Source organism: Holophagaceae bacterium (assembly GCA_016720465.1).
Classification (GTDB): domain Bacteria; phylum Acidobacteriota; class Holophagae; order Holophagales; family Holophagaceae; genus JANXPB01.
The window spans coordinates 50988-72169 of record JADKKO010000004.1; the positions used below are offsets into that span (position 1 = coordinate 50988).

The 21182-nt window shown below is 59.8% G+C and carries 14 protein-coding genes; all 14 read right to left on the bottom strand.

What is annotated here, in order from left to right; genetic code table 11:
• Window positions 1–20 precede the first annotated feature (20 nt).
• The 14 genes from IPQ13_07730 to IPQ13_07795 all read right to left on the bottom strand — a co-directional run bounded on the left by IPQ13_07730 (window position 21) and on the right by IPQ13_07795 (window position 21181).
• Complete coding sequence (locus tag IPQ13_07730; protein ID MBL0210780.1) at window positions 21–2126, bottom strand: copper-translocating P-type ATPase; 2106 nt, start codon at window positions 2124–2126, stop codon at window positions 21–23.
• A 9-nt stretch (window positions 2127–2135) separates the two neighbouring features.
• Complete coding sequence (locus IPQ13_07735; protein MBL0210781.1) at window positions 2136–2705, bottom strand: hypothetical protein; 570 nt, start codon at window positions 2703–2705, stop codon at window positions 2136–2138.
• A 538-nt stretch (window positions 2706–3243) separates the two neighbouring features.
• A complete protein-coding gene (locus IPQ13_07740; GenBank protein MBL0210782.1) occupies window positions 3244–4947 on the bottom strand; it encodes a hypothetical protein in 1704 nt (567 codons plus the stop codon).
• A 401-nt stretch (window positions 4948–5348) separates the two neighbouring features.
• Window positions 5349–5951, bottom strand: coding sequence for a DUF2231 domain-containing protein (locus IPQ13_07745; protein ID MBL0210783.1), 603 nt, complete (start codon window positions 5949–5951; stop codon window positions 5349–5351).
• A gap of 581 nt (window positions 5952–6532) precedes the next feature.
• Window positions 6533–7180 carry a class I SAM-dependent methyltransferase gene (locus IPQ13_07750; protein MBL0210784.1) on the bottom strand — a complete coding sequence of 216 codons (648 nt, stop codon included), beginning with the start codon at window positions 7178–7180 and terminating at the stop codon, window positions 6533–6535.
• Window positions 7181–7233: 53 nt separating this feature from the next.
• Complete coding sequence (locus tag IPQ13_07755; protein ID MBL0210785.1) at window positions 7234–7515, bottom strand: TRASH domain-containing protein; 282 nt, start codon at window positions 7513–7515, stop codon at window positions 7234–7236.
• A gap of 10 nt (window positions 7516–7525) precedes the next feature.
• Window positions 7526–9007 carry an aminotransferase class V-fold PLP-dependent enzyme gene (locus tag IPQ13_07760; GenBank protein MBL0210786.1) on the bottom strand — a complete coding sequence of 494 codons (1482 nt, stop codon included), beginning with the start codon at window positions 9005–9007 and terminating at the stop codon, window positions 7526–7528.
• Window positions 9008–9017: 10 nt separating this feature from the next.
• Window positions 9018–12380: an efflux RND transporter permease subunit gene (locus tag IPQ13_07765; GenBank protein ID MBL0210787.1), complete on the bottom strand. Its 3363-nt coding sequence runs from the start codon at window positions 12378–12380 to the stop codon at window positions 9018–9020.
• Window positions 12381–12390: 10 nt separating this feature from the next.
• Window positions 12391–13860, bottom strand: coding sequence for an efflux RND transporter periplasmic adaptor subunit (locus IPQ13_07770; protein MBL0210788.1), 1470 nt, complete (start codon window positions 13858–13860; stop codon window positions 12391–12393).
• A 329-nt stretch (window positions 13861–14189) separates the two neighbouring features.
• On the bottom strand, window positions 14190–15614 hold the full coding sequence (locus IPQ13_07775; GenBank protein ID MBL0210789.1) for a TolC family protein: 1425 nt from the start codon (window positions 15612–15614) through the stop codon (window positions 14190–14192).
• 904 nt (window positions 15615–16518) lie between these two features.
• Window positions 16519–18039 carry a hypothetical protein gene (locus IPQ13_07780; GenBank protein ID MBL0210790.1) on the bottom strand — a complete coding sequence of 507 codons (1521 nt, stop codon included), beginning with the start codon at window positions 18037–18039 and terminating at the stop codon, window positions 16519–16521.
• A 229-nt stretch (window positions 18040–18268) separates the two neighbouring features.
• Window positions 18269–19048, bottom strand: coding sequence for a hypothetical protein (locus tag IPQ13_07785; GenBank protein ID MBL0210791.1), 780 nt, complete (start codon window positions 19046–19048; stop codon window positions 18269–18271).
• A 52-nt stretch (window positions 19049–19100) separates the two neighbouring features.
• Window positions 19101–19802 (bottom strand): FecR domain-containing protein, encoded by a 702-nt coding sequence (locus IPQ13_07790; protein MBL0210792.1) that lies wholly within the window; start codon window positions 19800–19802, stop codon window positions 19101–19103.
• Window positions 19799–21181, bottom strand: coding sequence for a sigma-54-dependent Fis family transcriptional regulator (locus tag IPQ13_07795; protein MBL0210793.1), 1383 nt, complete (start codon window positions 21179–21181; stop codon window positions 19799–19801). The genes IPQ13_07790 and IPQ13_07795 overlap by 4 nt, the downstream gene beginning before the upstream one ends.
• Window position 21182 lies beyond the last annotated feature (1 nt).

Below are 21182 nucleotides of genomic sequence, written 5' to 3' on the forward strand. Positions count from 1 at the left end.
TTCCCTTTCATTAATGGTGATCAGTGGCGCAGACGAAGAGCGTTTGCGACCACTGAAACCGAACTCAAGCTCATGGCGAGGGCGGCAATAAGCGGCGAGAGCAATAGGTGGTTGAAGGGATAAAGCAAACCCGCGGCAATGGGCACGCCCAACGCGTTGTAGACCAGGGCGAAGAGCAGGTTCTGTTTCATGTTCGCCACAGTGGCCTCGGAAATGTGGCGCGCCCGCAGGATGCCCCGCAAATCTCCCTTCACTAAAGTCACCTGGGCGCTGTTCATGGCCACATCGGTGCCCGTGCCCATGGCGATGCCCACCTGGGCCTGGGCCAACGCGGGGGCATCGTTGATGCCGTCTCCAGCCATGGCGACGATATGCCCTTCCGCCTGGAGTTTCGCCACGAGTTCCGCTTTATCCTGCGGCCTCACATCGCCATGGAATTCCGCTATGCCCAATGAGGAGGCAACCGCCTTGGCAGTAGTCACACCATCGCCGGTGGCCATGATCACTCTGATGCCAGCTGCCTTGAGGAGGGTCAGTGCTTCTGGCGTCGATGGCTTGATGGGATCGGCCACTCCGATGAGCCCGGCGATCTTGCCATCAACACCCAGGATCATGACGCTTGAGCCTTCCGCCCGAAGGCTTTCAAGGTCGGTGTTGAGAGGGGAAATATCCACCTGGGATTCCTCCAGGAGCCGCTGGGTTCCCAGAACCACGGCCTTCCCATCCACTCGGCCCCGGACCCCCATCCCGGTGACTGAATCGAACTCTTCGATCTTCCCAAGAGCGAGCCCACGGAGCGTGGCTTCATCCACGATGGACTTGCCCAGCGGATGTTCGCTTGCCTGGTCGAGGCTGGATGCCAGCCGGAGGATTTCATCTTCCGTGAATCCTGGAGCGGCCACCGCACGGCGAAAGGCTGGTTTGCCAATGGTCAAGGTACCGGTCTTGTCCACAATTAGGACATCCACTTTTTCCAGTGTCTCAATGGCCTCGGCGTCGCGGAAAAGCACACCGCTGGTAGCGGCCCTCCCCGTGGCGACCATGATCGACATTGGTGTGGCCAAACCCAACGCACAGGGACACGCGATGATGAGCACCGAGACACCATTCAGGATTCCGTAGACCCATGAGGGCTGGGGACCGAACAGCCCCCACACCAACAATGTGACCAACGCGATGCCCATCACGGCCAAAACAAAACCATATGAGACTTTGTCGGCCATGCGCTGCATGGGAGCCTTGGAGCGTTGGGCCTGGGCCACCAGGCTGACGATCTGGGAGAGCATTGTCTCGGAGCCCACGCGGTCGGCTCGGATCACCAGCGCACCGGTTCCGTTCAAGGTTGCGCCGATGACTGCCTGCCCCACTTCCTTCATCACCGGGATGGGTTCCCCCGTGAGCATGGATTCATCCACGGTGCTGCGGCCTTCGAGAATGGCTCCATCCGCCGGAATCTTCTCCCCAGGCCGCACCCGGAGTCGGTCGCCGATGGACACTTGATCAAGTGGAACGTCCTCTTCGGTGCCGTCCTGCTTGAGACGGCGCGCGGTCTTGGGCGCGAGGCCCAGTAAGGAACGTATAGCCGCAGAAGTCTGGGAGCGCGCCCGTAATTCGAGGATCTGGCCCATCAAGGTGAGGGTTACGATCACTGCTGCGGCTTCGAAGTAGACCCCAACCCGGCCATCCATCTGGAAGGACACGGGAAAGACCGCCGGGGCTAGCGTGGCCACCAGGCTGTAGAGATAGGCGGCCGCGACCCCCGAGCCGATGAGCGTCCACATATTGGGCACACGGTGCCGCACTGATTGCGCGAACCGCACGAAGAATGGCCATCCGGCCCACAGGACTACCGGTGTGGCGAGTCCCAATTCCACCCAAGAGCGGGCATGCAGCGGGACACCTGGAATTGGGAAGTGAAACATCGCGATGATGAACACAACGGCGGTGAGGGGAAGGGTCCAGAAGAAACGGCGTTGGAAATCCAAGAGCTCCGCGGTCTCCGCTTCTTCTGCTTGCGGAGCCACCGGCTCCAACGTCATGCCGCACTTCGGGCACAGGCCCGGTTTCGGCAAGAGGATCTCTGGATGCATGGGGCAGGTGTACACCGTAATGTCGTTAGCGCTCATAAATCCTCCTCATTGACTCGAAAGCGGGAGCCATGTAATTGGCGGATGGGCTTGGGACCTGCCGCGCCTCCTGCACCCCGGGGGTGAAGCTTCATGGCATTTCTCCGAGCAGCATTGGCAGGTTTCGCACCCGTACCTTGTGCATAGGGGCGGGTGCGATCCCGCAAGCAGCATGGTCAGATCCACCACGCCATCGCTCACCAAGGACCGTTCCAGGGCCACCTTCGCATTCGCGCGACTCAACTCATTCCGAGCTTCCCGCAGGGCTTTCTCAGCCATTCGCTTCGCCGTCCAGAGAGCGTTGAGTTCACGTGTGCCCACGGTCTCTGATAGACGCGCAAGAATGGCGACCTTGTTACCGTGGACCTCGACGATGCCGCCAATCAAAGTCATCCAGTGTTCTTGCCCTTGGATTGTGAACCAGAGAAGGCCGCTTCCAACAAGTGTGATCCAAGGCGTGTGTCCCGGAAGAATGCTGTGCTTCTCTCGATATCGTGTGGAGAACTGGACCTCTGGAACGTGTCCGCAGAACACGTTTTTATACGGCGTGGTCACTTCAAGCAATAGGGTGTCTGACATTGGGACCTCCCTAGGTTTTGATGGGGCGCTTTTGGCGAGATGGGAGTAGTGCTTCTTTCACGAGCATTGCCGTCTGACGAATCCCATCCATGAAGTTCGAAGTGGATTCCATCTCATTGAAGTAGGTCTTCTTGGATCCCGGCCCGTAGGCCCACCCAAAGGCTGCTCCGCATCTACAGAAGGTGTGTGACATCTCGCACCGCCATCATTCATTTCTTGGGTGATTTGTTAGCCTTTGGGGCCGAGGGATTTTTCGAATCGATGGATCCACTCGCTGTCGGGTGGACCGGAGCCTTCCGGATTTTCGGTTTCTTGTAAATCACTAGAAGCAGGAGTGCCGCGAAAACAATCGCTCCGGCCACTGACAGAAAGATCTTCGCCATTCGGCGGTTTGCTGGATTTGGCGGAAGCGCACACGATTCAACCAGTGCCCCTGGTGGATGGGAGACGGGAAGCATCATCAAGCCCTTGAAGTACCGCTTGGGCGCCCGCTTCCGGGGATTGGGATCAGGGGAGGCCTGCTTGCGAATAGGCATGTTCACCTCCCTCGGGGGATCTGGATCAAAAAGCGCGTCAACCCACCGTCCAGTTTCTCGGCACAGATGGAGCCACCCATCTCGTGAACCGTGGCGGCCACATTGAAGAGTCCGAAGCCGCTCTCCGGTGTCTCCATGGAGGTGAGGTAGACCGGCTCAAAGACACGAGAGATCTGCGATGCGGGAATGGCATCGCCGGAATCGACGATTTCAATGCAGTGGAATTCTTCCTCGCCCCAGGTCCGAATCCGGACAGTAGGCTCTCCGCCTGTCGCATCCAGAGCCCGCTGGATCAAAAGATCGAGACTGACCCTGAACTTTTCTCGTGGCCCCGTTACCAAGGCCGGATTGGCTGTCAATTCGAAAACCAAAGTGCCAAGGGGAACCCCATCGGTCTGGAAGGACACCACCATTTCCTGGATACAAGCATTCAGGTCGAACATGGTGTCCTGTTCAGGCATGAGGTCCTGATTCGCGAAGTGGACGATTTGGCGCAAAAGGTCTGAAGCGGTCATGGCGCTGCATCCCAATTGCTCCCAGGTCGGCCATCCCGGAAGGCTTTCCTCTCCGTCGCGTTTGAGGCTGAGCATCTTGATGGATTGGAGAATGGGGTTCAATGAGCGCTGGAGATCCCGGCAGAAGGCCACCATATTTCCACCCACCGCCGCCATGCGCTGCGTTTCCACCAACCGCCGCTCTGCCTCTGTGGATCTGGAGATATCGCGAAATACAGCAAGGTGAACCATGCTAGCTGAAGATCGTGTGGCCCCGGCGGAGGCTTCCACCGCCAGTAATCTGCCGGTGGCATGGGTGAGATTGAAGGTGAAGCGCTCTCCCTGGTCAGCCTCCTCAATGCGCTTTCGGATTTCAGGAGGTAGGAGTAAATCCACATGCATCCCAGCCCTGAAGGTGGGAGTCGGGTGTCCCATGATTCTGCCCAACCCGGGATTTGCCTCCAGGGCGATTCCATCGTTTCCCCAGGCCAGAAGTCCCATCGGAAGGGTGTCCACCAGGGTCTTCGCAAAGCTGGCCGCAGAATCGCCCTTGAGCTTGAGCCACAGGGCCACGCATCCCGCTGCCCAAAAGGCCAAGGCGATCAGGAGTGAACCCGCTGCGAAAAATGAGAGTTGGTCATTGTTCCGTTGGCTGGCCTGGATGGAGGCATCCAGGCGGACACGATGGGAATGATCGAGAACCCGGAAGGCTCCCAGTGCTTCCTGATGCCGATGATCAAGGTGAGCCAAGGCCACGCGGGCCGTGGCGAGGGCTTCGGCCTTTCCGGGCCCTGGCTGAGCTTTCTCCCAAGCCAAGGCGGATCGCATGAATAGGTCTACTTGAGTCGCATATCGCTTCACCACGCCGTCCACGGCCGCCATGGAAGCGTCCCATTCCCCCGAAGTCCTTCGCGCTAGTTCCTCACGGGATCTGATAAGTGCATCCGAGGCTGCATCCACTGAGGCAATTTCCCTAGCGATTGATGGGGCGCTCAACAGGGGAGAAGTCCTCTGGTGAAGAGTCTCGAAGGCCTCCAGATGTCGGCCCGTTTCCAAGGTCCATATGGTGCAGTGGTCTAACTCGTGATGGGCTGCACGCGCACTTCGAACCAGCAAAATGGACCAGATGCCAAGCAATGCAAAGGGCACCAGGCACGCGGCGATGAACCAACGGCGCCTGACCAGGGATGGAATTACATCAAGCACGCGCATGGTGCCTCGCTAGGAATGGCTATTCGGCTTGTGTGACAGGCGGCGGTGTAGCGGGCGGCGTAGGCTCGGCTTTGGGATCACCTGCGGGGTCAGGTTGGGATTTAGCGCCAAGGGACTCACCTGAACGATGAGTGGCTCCTGGGGGTTCGGGCGGTGCTGGTGCCACAGCAGGTTTGGCCGTGTGGTGGTTCGGTTCTGGAGAAACTTTGTGATGTCCCCGGCCATGGAAGACAAGCAGCATCAGGCCCATCATTCCGAGCATCAGAAGAAAGTTCATGGGAGGTCCTTTCAAGAAAGATCACGTTGTCGCGACCAAAAAGATTTATTCATTGCGGTTGGGGGCGGACATTAAGCGCCGTATCGTCTTGGCCAGAAAAGCGTTGGCCAAGACGATACGGCCCTTAATGTTTGTGGGGTGTCGCATCGTGGTGAGGCGGTTTAGGTGTGCTCTTGGCGGATGCATCGCCCTGAGGGGCGGCCTTTGACGGGTCCAGCTCCTGTCCTTCCCCGTGGCTGTGGCCTACACTTCCGTGCACTATGCCCTCCTCCTCAGGGGTTGGGAGGGATTGCACGCCTAGTCCGTGGTGGAAGACGAGTTCTCCCCCCCGGAAACCCGTGCTTACGAGCAGCGCGAGACCTAGGATGAGGACGGACCCCATTACCCAGCCCGATGGCCAATGCTTGTCTCTCCCACGCCACGCAAAGACGACTAAGGCGATGAACACACCTGAAGTGGCAAGGGCCCAATTTCGATGGAGGGTCATGGCCGCGTGGCTGGGGGCGTCGTGCGCCACTGTTTGGTAGGCGGCCCAACCCGTCAGCAGGGCCGGGACAAGAGACAAAGCGCCAATCCAAAAATTCCAAAGAGCGGCTGACTTGAGTGCCTTCTGGGTATCCTCTCGACGCACCAAAGTTGCGCAAAAGCTGAGCATTCCACCAGATATCAACAGAGCCAAAGGAAAGTGGATGGCGATGGGATGAAGACGTCCTACTGCTTCGAGCATGTCGCTCCTCCTTATGAATGGGGCTTCTCGGTGATTAGTAAGGGTTCAAGTTCACAGGCGGATTGGAACTGAAGCCTTCATCAGTGCTTGTGTTCAGAGGTGGCTGGCTTTACGGGCGCCACGGATTCACGCGATTTGGACTCATCTGAATCCTTCGGGGTGTTTTTCGGGCGACCTTCTTTGTCGAGATACTTATCGGGGTTATCGGCCATATCAGGGCCGCAGCCATCGCAGCAAACGAGGTAGTAGTTACCTCGGATCACCACCTCACGATCCCGCCCGGGCTTCACGGGCTGGCCCATGACGGGGCAGATCGAATTGATGGCATGAACCTTTGGTCTGTCGGGGTCGGGTTGGCGCTGACGCGAAGGGGCCGCACCATGCCCGCTATGACCGCCCTGGGAACTTCCAGTGCCTCCACAACCTTGGGGAAGGGGCGCCGCCAACGTGGCCGCCAAGATGAGGGTTCCAAGAAACAACATAGGATCTCCTTCAGGTAAGAGAGTGGAGTGATGGGGTTACTCGAAATGGGCACCGAAGAATGCGGTTCCACCGGGCATTGGGGAGGTTGGGATGCTGGACTAGCGTTTGGCGCTCCAAAGAGAGAGCGTCCCTAACGGAGTGTGGAAAGTGCGGGTTCGCGTGACGTTTTGAAAGTCGGCTTGACGGAGCCATTCCTCCATGCGACCTTCCGCATGCCCACGCGTGAGTTCCCAGCCGTCGAGGATCCGCACCAGGGTAAAGCCGATCCATTGGAGGGCGTTTGCAGGGCGGTCCCAATCCGCGATGTGAAGTTCTCCCTCTTCTTTCAGGGAATTTCGCACCTTATCGAGAACCGCCTTCCGTTCAGATGCGGGAATATGGTGAAGGAAGAGGCTCGTGACCACCCGGTCGAAGGGGCCCAGGTCAGGATCCAGATCCTGGGCGAAACCGCGGAGGAATGTCACATCGCTGCCCAGCCGCAGTGCCTTGGCTTGCGCCCGCTCTAATACATTAGGATCCGCATCCACCCCCAGGAGGAAGGCACCAGGGCAGTCGCGCTTCAGGGCGAGCGTCATGGTGCCCGTCCCGCTGCCCAGGTCCAAGACATTCTGACCAGGGCTGAGTGCTGCCTGGGCCACGAGGGCGGCCTTGAATGCCTTCTCCCGGCACAAGATGGCAACCAAGGCATCGTATAGACCCGTCAAGGCGTGGAAGCGCAACGCGGGAACATAGGCGTTTTTTGTCATGGTGGCTCCAAGGGATGCCCGGGCCCTCTCGCGCCCGGGCAGAGGAAATGGACTCAGTGCTTGTGCTCGCTGGGCTCCTTCGGGGCCTCGGGAGCCTTGTCCTTTTTCGCGTTCTTGGGCGTCCCATCCTGTTCGAGATATTTTGATGGATCAGCCAAGAGCTGCTTGTCGCATCCCGCGCAGCAGACGTAGTATTCGTGCCCCTTCACTTTGACGATGGGGCTCTTGCCGGGAGTTACGGCGTTCCCCAGGACGGGGCAGATCGTGTTGGTTGGCCCGCCCGTGGTGGGACTGGCGATAGCAGCCAGGGCACTGAAGATGAGGGTTGTGTACATGAGACGTTCCTTATGAATGGAGGCGTTGAGCCTCAGGGTTGGAAAAGACAGACGATGAAAACCCGTCGCGAAGACTGGGGCAAAAATCCTCCAGAAGGGCTAAGAAGCAGCGCGCATCCTCGAAATTGCTGGCAAGGCCGAAGGAGATTCGCACCGCCCCCGAACCCTTCCCTTCGATGCAATGTAGAAAGTCTTCTGGATTGAAGTGGTGCTCGTGCTCTGGAAGGCTGAAGCAATCTTCCAGTTCCTCTTTCCCAAGGCCCAGGGCGGTCTCGCCCGATCCGGGGTTGCAGAAACAACCCGTGCGCAATGAGATTCGAAGAGATTCGGCTCTGAGCATGACCTCGCGGTGATCCACGAGGTTCCCCTGAGGATCAAGAAGGTTGAACGTGATCGTCGCACCCCGTTGATTCGTGTCCGAGGGCCCATAGATGCGAACGGCGGGAAGGCCATTCTGATGCTTGAGTTGTTGCATCTGCTCCAGCATCCAGCCCGTCAGGCATAGCCCGCGAACGCCGATGGATTCGAGACCCAGGGAGTCGAGGTAGCGGAGTCCCTGAGTGACTGCGGGAAGGTCCAGGAAATTAACGGTTCCATCCTCGAAGGCCTGCTCGCCCTCCGCGAAGTAATGGCGGTCTCCCTGGACCGAGGCGGCGGTGACGGTTCCTCCCGCGAACCAGGGGCGTCGCAGTTTGGAGAGGGCCTCGCGTTGGGCCAAGAGGCAGCCCACTCCTGTTGGATAGCCAAACATTTTATAGAAGGAGATGGATACGAAATCCGGTTTCCAATGGCTGACCTCCAGGCGATGCGAAGGGACGAAGGCCGCGGCATCCAAGAGCACGTCCCATCCATAGCCGTGGGCCAGAGCGATCCATTCAGGCGAGTGCAGGACACCGGAAAAGTTAGAACGCGCGGGATAACCGAAAAGACGTGGGGCGCCGTTGTGGGAGGAGGCTAGCGCAAATTCTAGAGCGCCTTCGTCCAAACGCATCTCAGGGAGGGTCAGGGGGGCGTAGGTGGTTTCGCACCCCTTTCTCTTCGCGAATTCCCGGATGCCATTCATGGAGTTGTGGTTGTCGGAAGACAGGAGTAGGCGCCCTCCGGCCTGGAAGGGATAGGATTCCCCCACCAGCTTCAAGGCCCCCGAGGCGTTGGAGGTGAAGATCACGGTGTAATCCACCGGATCGGCCCGGAAGAAATCAAGGACCTCCCTCCGTGCTTCCTCCAAGTCCTGCGAGGTGAGCCGGGAAGCAGGACTCAAAGAGTGGGGATTTCCCAACACGTGATGGGAGAGATAGGACAGGTGTCCCTGGAGCTGGGATTCGGCGTAAAGACCCGACCCGGAATAATCCAGGTAGACCTGATGATTCTCATCCAGACGGGCGTAGTCCTTGGCCCGGGCGGCGTCCAGGTGGCGAGTCTGGGCGTACATCGCGTATTCAGCGAGAAAGCGTTCCTCTAGGAACGAGCTGGGATTCAGCGGCGTTGCCATGGGATGTGCCTTAGGAATGGAAGCATCGCGGCCCCGGGGAGTCATGTGATTGCCAAGCCAAGTTCAGGCGCGGAATCGGGGGTGATTGGTCCATCCACCACCTCGCGTTTTTCCAGAGGTAGTACACCGCTGGATAGACGAGCAGTTCGAGGATGAAGCTGGTGGCCAGGCCTCCCACCATGGGCGCGGCGATTCGCTTCATGAGATCCGCACCGGTGCCCGTGCTCCACATGATGGGGAGCAGTCCGATGAAGGCTGCGAAGACGGTCATGGCCTTGGGGCGGATGCGCTTCACGGCGCCATGGATGATGGCCTCCACGAGATCGGCCTTGGTGTTGAGCTTGCCGGCTTCCTTGGCCTCATCGTGGGACAGGTCCAGGAAGAGGAGCATGAAGACGCCGGTTTCGGCGTCCAAGCCCATGAGCGCGATGAGGCCCACCCACACCGCGATGGACATGTTGTAGTCCAGGAAGTACAGCAGCCAGAAGGCGCCGATGGCGCTGAAGGGCACCGCCGACATCACGATGGACGCCTTGAAGGCCGACTTCGTGTTCGCGTAGAGCAGGCCGAAGATCAGCACCAGCGTGATCGGCAGAATGAGCTTCAGCCGTTCTTTCACGCGGATCATGTTCTCGTACTGGCCGCTCCAGCTGAGGCTGTAGCCAGCGGGAAGCTTCAGCTCCGTTTCGATGGCCTTCTTGGCCTGGTCCACGTAGGTTCCCACGTCGGTCTTGGACGTGTCGAAGTCAACCAGGACATAACCCGCGAGCAGTGCGTTCTCGTCCCGGATCATGGCGGGACCCGTGGTCCATTTCAGCTCGGCGATCTCCGCCATGGGGATGGTGGACCCGTTCGGCAGGGGCACCAGCACGCGCTTCAGGGCCTCCGGGGACTCGCGGTAGTCCCGGGCATAGCGGACATTGATGGGGTACCGCGCCCGGCCATCGAAGACCGTGCTCTGGTTGTCGCCGCCGATGGCGGTCATCACCATCATGTTGGCCTGCTCGACGCTGAGGCCGTACCGCGCCAGCTGCTCGCGCTTGAGGACGAAGTCCAGGAAGTAGCCCTGGGCGGTGCGCTCGGCGAAAGCGCTGCGGGTGCCCGGCACGCGCTGAAGGATGCTTTCAGCGTCCACGGCGATCTTCTGGATGACATCCAGATCAGCGCCGTTGATCTTCAGGCCCACCGGCGTGCGGATGCCCGTGGAAAGCATGTCGAGGCGCGCCTTGATGGGCATGGTCCAGGCGTTGGGAATGGCCGGAAGCTTCACCACACGGTCCAGTTCCGCGACGATTTCCTCCTGGGTGATGCGGTCCCGCCAGAAGGGGCGAAGCATGGACTTCCCCCAGTCCGGGGCCCAGGAGGAAAACCACCGGGGTTTTTCGCGCCATTGTTCTTCGGGCTTCAGCACGATGACCGTCTCCATCATGGAGAAGGGTGCGGGGTCCGTGGCGGTATCGGCCCGCCCGGCTTTGCCGAACACGCTCCCCACTTCGGGGACCGTCCGGATCAATCGGTCCTGTACTTGAAGGATTCGCTGGGCCTCGGTTTGGCTGATTCCCGGCAGGGTCGAGGGCATGTAGAGCAGCGTGCCCTCGTTCAGGGGCGGCATGAATTCGCTGCCCAGGCCCATGAAGGCCGGGATGGTGGCGAGGACCAGCAGGAAGGCCACCGCGATGGTCGCCTTGGCGTGCCTGATCACGAAGCGGCAAGGGGGTTCGTAGATCCGGTGGAGGAAGACACTGATGGGGTGTTTTTCTTCCGAGTAGTACTTCCCGACCGCGACTTGAGTGAACGTCCAGGCCAGCCATTTGGGCTTGAAGGTGAAAGGTTCGACCCGGGCGAAGAGCATGCGCATGGCCGGGTCCAGGGTAAGCGCCAAGAGCGCGGCGATGCCCATGGCGAAGTTCTTGGAGAAGGCCAGCGGCTTGAAGAGCCGGCCTTCCTGATCCATCAGCGTGAAGATGGGCAGAAAGCTCACCGCCACCACCAGCAGGCTGAAGAAGACGCTGGGGCCGACCTCCATCAAAGCTTCGAGGCGGACATGGTAGAAGTCGCCGGGCTTCCCGGCCTCTATCCACTTCTCAATCTTCCGGTAGGCGTTTTCCACCTCCACGATGGCGCCATCCACCAGCACGCCGATGGAGATGGCGATGCCTGCCAGGCTCATGAGGTTTGCGTTTTGGCCGATCCCATACATAGGGATGAATGCAAGCGCCACCGAGACTGGGATGGTGATGATGGGCACGATGGCGGAGGGGACATGCCAGAGGAAGATCAGGATGATGATCGAAACGACGATCATCTCTTCGATCAGCTTGTGCTTCACGGTTTTGATGGAGCGCTCGATCAGTTCCGAGCGGTCATAGACGGGGACCACCTCAACGCCCTTGGGTAGGCTGACCTTCAGTTCAGCGATGCGGGTTTTCACCCGTTCGATGACATTGAGCGCGTTCTCTCCCTGTCGCATCACCACGATGCCGCCAACCACATCGCCGTGCCCGTCTAAATCCGCGATGCCCCTGCGCATCTCTGGACCAAGGCTGACAGTGGCTACATCGCTGAGGCGGACTGGTGTTCCATTCTCCGCCTTGAGGACGGCGCTTTCGAGGTCCTTCGTGCTCTTCACATAGCCTCGACCTCTGACCATGTACTCGCGCCCGCTGAATTCGACCAGGCGCCCACCGACTTCGGCATTCGCACCCTTCACGGCCTGGATCACGGTCTCGATTGAGATTTTGTAGGACGCCAGTTTGTTCGGGTTGATGCTGACCTGGAACTGCCTGGATTGGCCGCCGATGGTTGCCACTTCAGCCACTCCGGGCACGCTCTGGAGCGAGTAGCGCAGAAACCAGTCTTGATAGGACCGGATCTCGTCCGTGCTGTGTTGGCCTGAGTGATCCACCAAAGCGTACTGGTAGACCCAACCAACGCTCGTGGCGTCCGGTCCCAATTCTGTTTTCACGCCAGGAGGGAGGTTCGATGAGATCTTGCTCAGGTATTCGAGCACCCGGGACCTGGCCCAGTAGATGTCCGTTCCATCCTCGAAGATGACGTACACGTAAGAGAATCCGAAGTCCGAGAGCGCGCGCACCGTTTTCACCTTGGGCGCGCCGAGGAGGCTGGTAACGATGGGATAGGTGACCTGGTCTTCCACCAGGTCGGGGCTGCGATCCCATTTGGAGTAGACGATGACCTGCGTGTCGGAAAGATCCGGCACGGCGTCCAGGGGGATGTTCCGCATGGTCCAGAAGGACATGGCCAAGGCCAGGGCGGTGGCCGCCATGACCAGCCAGCGGTTCTCCGCCGAGAACCGGATGATCTTTTGCAGGAAAGTCGGGTGTTCGGGATCGTAGGCGCTGTTTCCGTGCATGGCGATCTCCTTAATGCTTGTGCCCATCCGCAGGCGCGGATGGGGATGCGGATGAGGAGCTCGCCTTTTGGCTGAGGTGCGCCAGGGCAGCCCTTAGGCGGGATTCGGAATCCACCAGGAAGTTGGCGCGGGTGACCACTTCATCCCCCGCCTTCACACCCGACAGGATCTCAACCTGTTCTCCAACCTTGGTACCCGTGGTGACCTCGCGGGGTTCGAACTTTCCGTCCCCCAGCGCGACGAACACGACCTTCTGGATCCCGGCATCGAGGACTGCATCCAGAGGCACAAGAATGCCTTTGTGGCCCTGTCCCTTCAGCACGACTTCTCCGAAGAGTTCAGGCTTCAACTCCCCCTTCGGATTCGGGAACTCAATGCGGACCTTGGTGGTGCGCGTCTTCGGATCCAGGAGCGGATCGATGAATACAACCCGACCGGTGAAAGTCTTGCCAGGGAACGACCCCAAGGTCATCGTGGCGGTCAGGCCGACCTTGGCGAGCCCGATTTCGGTCTGGTAAATGTCCGCGAGAGCCCATACCCGGCCCAGGTCCGTGATCTCCAGGGGTATGTCCGCGGGTGTGATGCGGGCTCCTTCCACGACGTTCTTGACCGTGACCACGCCCGAGATGGGGGACCGCAGGGTGAGGGCCCGTTGGACTTCCCCGGTCTGCTCAAGGCGATCGATCGTCTCTTGCGGAACATCCCACAGGGTGAGGCGGTGTTTGGCCGCCTCCAGCAGGTCGGTCCCACTAGAGGTCAAAGATCCCCCCGCCAGAGCCTTCTGGGTCTTGAGCGCCAAGAGGAATTCCCTCTGGGAACTCACGAACTCCGGGCTGTAGAGGCTGAAGAGCGGTTGGCCCTTGGCCACGGGCTTCCCGACGAAGTCCACGAAGAGTTTCTCGACGAAACCTTCGACCTTGACGTTGATCTTGCGGACGCGGGTTTCGTCCACGGCCAGCCGGACGGTGGTGCGGACCTCGCCGCTCACCATGCCTTCCTTGACCTTGGCCGTGTTCAGGCCGATGAGCTGTTGCCGTTCGTGGTCGATGGTGACCGTTGCATGGTCCTCGACCTTGGGTCCTTCACCCTTGAGTTCCGCCTCGTAGACCGGCACGTAATCCATACCCATCTCATCCTTCCTGGGCGTGGGAGAAGTCATGGAAGGGTTCATCGGCGAGCGGTAGAAGGAGATCTTGCCCGGGGTGTTGGAAGGTTTGGTGTCCCCACTGCCTTCCATGGGCACCAGCTTCATGCCGCAGATGGGGCAATCCCCGGGATGGTCCATGATGATCTGCGGATGCATCGGGCACTGGTACATCTGCTTCGTTTGCGCCTGGTCCGTGGGGGCTCCGGGTTTAGGTGAGCCAGGCCTTATGAGGAGGGTTCCTCCCACGCCCGCGGCCAGTCCAAGGGCGACCAGGCCAAGGGTCCGGAGTTTCCAGGAGCGCTTGGGCGTAACTTCGTTTATCTCGTCATTCATTGGGAACTCCGTTTCGCTTAGGATTGGGGAGTGAACCCGCCTTCGTCTGATTGGAGGCGCGCATCTCGCAGACTTCTGGGGTTGTGGCCTTGGTTGAGGGTGGCTTCCCTCGGGGTCCACAGCCGTTGCAGCCGACACCCGCAAAGGCCGAGGTCCGTCTTTCCTGATCCCGGGTTGGTTCGGCCACTGGGCACGTTAGCACCACGAAAGCGAAGACAAGGCCCATCGCAGTAGCCAAAAGGCTGAGGTACGGCCTGAGCATGGCGGTGAGATTCAAGGCTTCACACGGGATGGGCTTATTTGGCTCTGGAGTCATGGGTGTCTCCAGATCACATGGATTTCGAAGGAGCGCCACTGTCGCCCATGGCAGCGGTGGCGCCGGACTTCGAGGGCGCGGGTGTGCCCATGGCGGATCCACCGGGAGCGCCCCCCATTCCAATGGAACCCGCGGCAAGGCCTTGGGCGCTGATGGCGGGTGTCCCCGAAAGGTTGATTTCCTCAACGGCGATCTGGATCGCTTCCGCTTGGGCTATAGCCTGCAGGAGTCCCCCGCGGTCCGATACCCAGCCATTGAGCGTTTCCAACACGCTCAGGAAGGGGGCGCGGCCCGTCTCATACTGGGCGAGGGTGGCTTGAAAGGTGGCCTCGCTCTGCACCAGCAGCCCATCCCGGTAGATCCGGATGGTTCCCAAGGCGGAGTCGAACTGTGCGAAACGTTCGCGGATGCGCTGGTTCAAGATATTCCGCACGCTTGTGGCTTCGGAACCTTGAGACTTGCGGCGCCAATCCTGCTCAGCCACGGCCCGCTGCTGTTTCTGTTTCGACCAGACCGGGAGGGAAATCGAGAAGCCGACCGACCACATGGGCTCAAGGGCGCCCCGGGGCATGACGGCACCGCTCACTGCGAAATCCGGATAGCGGTCCCGTTTTGCCAGATCCAGACTACGCTCGGCCTGTTTCACACCGAGGCGCGCGGCCTGAAGTTCGGGGCTTTGCGCCTCGGCTTGGGCAAGCATTCCTTCGACGGGCGTGGCCTGAAATTGCATCTTCTCAAGCGACGCTGTAGTGGGGATGGGCGAATCTTCCGTCGATCCACGAAGGCGATTGAGCGCCGCCAAGAAAACTCGTTCCTCTGCCTGCAGGGAGAAGCGCGTTTGGCTGAGGCGGTTCAGTTCGAGCTGGGCCCGAAGCAGATCCGCTTGCGCCCCCTGCCCGACCTCATAACGCGCCTGGGTGATAGCCAGGGCATTCTTAAGGAAGATCGCCTGATCCTCCAGAAGCCTGATTTGGCCGCGCACCAATAGCAAGCCGAAATAGGCGCGTTTGACATCCGCTTGCAGGCTTAATCGGGTTCGCTCGACCGCTACCTTCGAGATGTCCGCACCGAGCCCGGCGACTTCCCCACGCAGGCCTCGCTTGCCCGGCCACGGCAGCGGCTGGGTGAGCATTACCTGGTAGAAGGATGTCTCCATCTTCCCGACCTGGATGCTCTTGAAACTGTCGTTTTGGATGCCCAGGGAGAGGCTTGGATCGGGAAGCGCCTTTGCCTGAGGAATGCGTTCGCGATCGGCTTCCACCAAAGCATTGGACTTGGCAAGATCGGGGTTGCGGTCGAGGGATTCACTGATAAGGGATTTGAGGACGGGGTCCTCCGCCGCTGCCGGTTCCTGGCGGGACGGGGCGGCTGGCTCCTGGGCTTGGGCCCTGCCGACCATCGGCATGAGACCCAAGGCCAGGCACAGGAATGTGCGCATGGCTTTCTCCGGAAATGAGAGACGTGGCTGATCTGCTTAAGAAATCTGCAGACCGCCTCTCAATTCCGGAAGACTGAAAGCAAGGCTAGGCGTTCGAGGCATCGTGAAGGAGGGGGGATGCCTCCTAAGAAACCGTAACCAGTCCGAAGGAGGGAAGCACCTGCATCACGTGCGACCTGGGCAACCTGAAGGGGCCATGGATGGGGTTCCGGCTTTGGTTCAGGGTTCTTAGCCGGTTCCTCTGCCTGCTTGGAGGCCGTAATTACACTCGTGGCGAGATTGCTGGTGGAACAACCACTGGAAGAATTGGAGCAAGGCTCCGGGCTCTTCGGTGGAGTTGCAGGCTGTGTAGGCCCCTTACATGTGCAGAGATCATCAGAAGGGGCGCCACATCCGCAGACGCAAGCTTGAAGCGAGGGAACCACCGCAATGCGTACGCCCTCCACCGACCCAGAGAGGGTCAGCAGGAAGAGCGCCACGAGGCGGAGGATCAAGCGCAACCGGACCACCTTTCCTTTCTTGAAATATCGAACATCCCCTGGAGGTGAAGCCAGGTTTCTTAAAATATGCACAAAACTCAGACCTCTGCATCTCTTTTCTGAAACGAAAGTTACCCTTGTGACCTTTGCTATAGCCGCTCTTTGAGTGTACATAGCTGTACAGATTCTTCTACGACTCCCTGCATGCAGCATTTACCCGAAAGGACGGCGCTCATTTAGACATTGAGTTGAGTGGGTTCACGGCAACTCCGTGGTCAAGGTGGACTTGCCAGCTCCCAGGGGGGCATTGGGCCTTCGTTCGCGGTAAGGGCCAGCACCTTGCAATTGCATGGTGCTGGCTTCCGTAAGACTGTTATCAAGTTGATGGGCTGTTTCCAACCCAGGTCTCGAGGTTGAAGACCGCCTCACATGCCTCCGCCGCCCATTCCACCCATTCCGCCAAGCACGAGCCGTGTGGCGACGAGGGTTGAACCTGAGGGGGTGGGGGTTCCAATGGCTTCCACTCTGCTGCCCACCTTGACCGCTGTCCAGAAGCTGGCTGCCGTCATGGAAGCACCTTGAGACGCATAAGTGGTGCTGGAGGTGACACTGACCGTGAAGCCGTTAAGGACGAGAGTTTGCGCGCTGGCATTCACCGAGGTCACCGATCCCATCAGGTCGCTGGAGCCCATCCCGCCGCCGCTCCCGATCATTTCAGAAATCCGGAGGGCGTAGGCATACCCAGCGCTGTTCTTCCGCGTCGAGTCCGCCATCACAGCCACCCAGTCGCCCACCTTCAGTTGTGGGGCGGTCATGGGGGTGTCGTGGGACATGATCAATGTAGCGGTGTCCAACCAGAATGTCGTTCCCGACACCGTGAGGGTCATCGCGCTCAGGTCCAGGGCGGTGATCGTTCCATTCACCTGCAGGTTGCTCATCCCTGTTCCAGAGCCCATCCCACCGCCCATGCCCATGGATTCCACTTCGACCCGTGTGGCGTTTACGGTGGTGGTCGAGCCTGAGGCTAGGCTTCCCTCAACTTCCACCATGGCGCCCTCGGCGAGGGTGCCAACCACCGTTGCCTGGGCGTAGTTCACCGTGAGAGACATCAGGCTGAAGGTTTTGGCGGAGGTGTTCAGGTTCAGTACCAGCCCACGGAGCCCCATTCCGCTTCCTGGATCTCCCATGGCGCCCATCACGTTCACCCAGGCGGCAGTGATCTGTGTGCCGGAGACGGTGCCGCGGACCTGTGCCCAGGCGCCGTTGGCCAGAGTACCGTTCACAGTGGCGGAGCCATAACTAACGCTCCAGGTGCCGAGGTTGAACGTTTTGGCCGTCGTATTGAGGTTGGAGACCTGCCCCATGGTGCCGTTCTGGCTGGTGTCCATGCCGGGTTTGCGATGTTCCACGCGGGTGGCCATGTAGGTGCCGTCTGCAAGGAAGGAACCATGCACCGACACGAAATCGCCCGAGTGGAAGTCCGCCATGGTGAGGCTGGTATAGGTTCCGTCCTGGTTCTCCTGGGCTAGCTGAGTGAGAGCATTCATCTGAATCGCCTGGCCCATGACGGTCATGCGGGCAGAGGACTGATCAACTGCCTGGATCGATCCCATGAAGGAGGACATGAGCTGAACGCTCTGCATGGTGTAGCCGCTCCCACCCATGCCCATGCCGCCCGCGGTAGTCATACCTGTCATCACCGTGCCTGGCTGAACCATGGTAGAGGTCGCCGACTGACCATTCATGGTTACCGTTGCCCCGTTCATCCCCAAGGGCGTGTGGTTGATCTGAGGCGCATCGGACGTGCCACCCACCACACCCGCCACAAAGCCCGCAATCGGAGCAGGAGGGTGAGTTGTGGTGGTCCCACCGGTCCCACCACTGCTGCCTCCACAAGCCAGCGACAGCCCGGCGATCAAGATTGCAAAAGAGGCGAAGGATTTCATGAGTACTCCTGTGGTGCAGTGGTCCGAGGGCATTCCTCGAACGAGCAGAGGAACGATTTCAACGGAACAAATTTCAAGGAACGTGCCAGGAGTTTTTTAAAGGACTTACCTTCAACACCGAGACATCGTGACCCGTTTCCGTTGGCAGGGTGGGTAGGAATGTCTCGGTCCAGGGTCCGAGGGAGATGAGCGAAGGAACAGTCCCTGTCAGTCATCCATGGACAGTCATCTACGGGAAAACACGAACGAGAGCCACGCCCACACTCTGTTTGGGGCCGCCGTCGCTAAATCCCGCCGTGATTACCGCCTTCATGGCCCACTTCGACGAGATGGGATGAAACACGTCCATAGAGAGTTCCTTTATCCCTGGCTCGCCTTGGAAGGTAGCCCCACGCGCTTCGAACGCAACCCCCCAGCGATTCCGGTTGAGGTCCCATGTCCCACGGAGGCCCACAACGTAGGAACCGGACGTGAGAGTGTCAGCGGTGCCCGCCTGGTTCGTGGAGGCGCCCTGAATCCATCCGCCGAGAAGTGTCCATTGGAAGAGGCCTAGCCGCTGGTGCAGGGCAAGGAAGCCCCCCACATCAGTCCTCCCCGTACCAAGCCCCTTGGTGTCGCTGGCGGTGGGCAATTTGACGGCGCCCTCTCCATCCAATGACCAACCGTCCTCGTTTTCTGGAAGGAACCGGTAGCTGCCGCGAACGACAACGTCGCCGATTCCCTGATCTTGCGAAGAATCCCCTCCGCCATCACGATTGAGCCAAAGGAATGGGACCGTCAGGCTCGCATCCCATCGAGCCCCGGTGACACCATAAGTGGCATAGCCTAGCCAGAATGTGCTTCGAGTCGGTGAACCGAAGTCGCCCTGTTTTCGACCCACACCCGTCTCCATGTAAGGAAGAACATCCTGGCTCCACAGGGCGCTTCCCGGCAGTGAGAAAGCAAGGGCGGCAAGCATGCTCCAAAAGACCCGAAAACGGGTCTGGAGACTTTCGCAGCAATCGGACATCACTCCTCCACCACGGCCACATCGCCCCCCAGCTTATTGGCCATATCCCGGATCACATATGCTTATGGCCAGGGCCCGAAGGCATTCCCTTGGGCATGGTACCGCCGGGTGACATGGCCCCGGTCCCCATGGACCCATCCGGGCGCATTCCCTGGTTCCATGTCCTCTCCATGAATCCACGCGTGTGCATCGATTCAATCTTGGGTGCGCTAGCAGGCCCGAAGGTAGACCACTCGCCCGCCTTCACGCGGATCGGTTCCGCGTGTGGCGCATCGTGGAGTATTTCCACGACACCTTCGAAGACCACCAGGATGGATTTTCCATCTCTGTCTACCTCTATGCCATACCTCGTTCCCCGCACGGCCAGGAGTGCTCCGGGGACCGCGACACGCCGCTCCTCGCGGCCTCCTTCGATGAGGGCCTGGAAGAATGCTTTGATGCGTCCCTTTTCGAGGACGAGCAAAACCCCGGGTTCACCGCCTGCAAGTTTGACTTGGGTGTTTGCGAAAACCTCGAATCGCGAATTTCGAGCTGGCACGGCAATCACTGTTTGACCCAGCCAGCCCGTCCGAACCATGTCCCCGGAGTTTGCGGCACCGCCCTTTGCGACCTTGGACTCTCTGCTCTTGTCACCACCAGGCAAGAGGAAGACCGATCGTTTGACTTCATCGAACCGGTAAACGAGTGGTGCCTCGGTTCCAGGCCCCGAAGTTTGGAGCAGGGTTAACGCTAGCGGAACAAGAAAGGGGATCATACGTCGCCTCCATCAAGGTCTTCCATTTCGCCACCATCGGTCCGCCTGAGTTTGCGTGCAAGAGTCTTCCGCTCGATTCCGAGGATGCGGGCGGCCTCGGTCTTGTTTCCTCCGGTGTGGGCCAACACCGAAAGAATGTAAATTCGTTCCATGTCGTCCAGCGGCACGAACGGTTCTTGAAAACATCCGGGGAAAAGCACCGATGCGGCAGCAGGTTCTCGAGGGTTTGCAGTGGCTCCGAGAATCTGTTCAAAGACGGCCACATCATCGAGTGAGCCCGTCTCGATGAGCACACGCCGAATCACATGTCCGAGTTCCCGAACGTTCCCCGGCCAGGGGTGGGCCGCCAGGATTGAAACCACTTCCTTCGGCGGGCTGCCGACTTCGGGAAGCCCGAGTTCATGATGGAAACGCTCTTGGAAGTGCGCAACCAGGGCCGTGAGATCCGAGATCCGGTCCCGGAGCGATGGAATCCTGATTTCATATCCCGCCAGCCGATAGTACAGGTCCTCCCGGAATTCCCCTGAGGCCACCATGGCTCTCAAATCGCGGTGGGTCGCAGCAACGACACGCACGTCCACGGGTTCCGCCTTTTCCGCGCCGAGCGGCTGGACGACTCCGTCCTCGAGAAACCTCAAGAGCTTCACCTGAAATACCGGGGAGATCTCGCCGATCTCATCGAAGAAGACCGTGCCGCCATTCGCCTGGGTGAGAGCGCCGCGCCGGTCATTGTGGGCATCTGTGAAGGCGCCGCGCCGGTGGCCGAAGAGTTCGCTCTCGATCAGCGTGTCCGGAATCGCACCGCAGTGGATTGGGATGAAGGGCCCCTCCGGGTGGGCTCCAAATCGGTGGAGCGCCCGGGCCACGAGTTCCTTCCCTGTTCCGGTTTCACCGAAGATTATGACTGGGACCCGCAGCGGCGCAACCCGGCTCGTTGCCTTGTAGACCTCCACAATGGATGGATGGGAGCCTATGATCATGCTCCTCGGGCCGCTTTCCTCGCGTGGGGCTGCGGGGGCATGGCTCGCCAATGCAGCCCGCACCCGTTCCAGCATGACGTCAAGATCGAAGGGCTTGGCTAGGTAGTCGAAAACTCCATCTTTTAGAGCCAGGGCCGCGGTTTCGATGCTCCCTTTGGCCGTCATCAGGATCAGAGGCGGGGGATCGGAGAGTTCCTGGACCTCCTTCAGCAGATCCAATCCACTCCCGCCCGGCATGTAGATGTCGCTGACGATGAGATCTGGCCGTCGTTCCCGAATCGAGGCTCGGCCAGCAGCGTAACCATCGGCGCGTTCCACGCGATAGCCGCTCTTCTCCAACGCCATGGCGACCATCTCGCGGATCGCCAGATCATCATCCACTACTAGAATCCGTGTCATG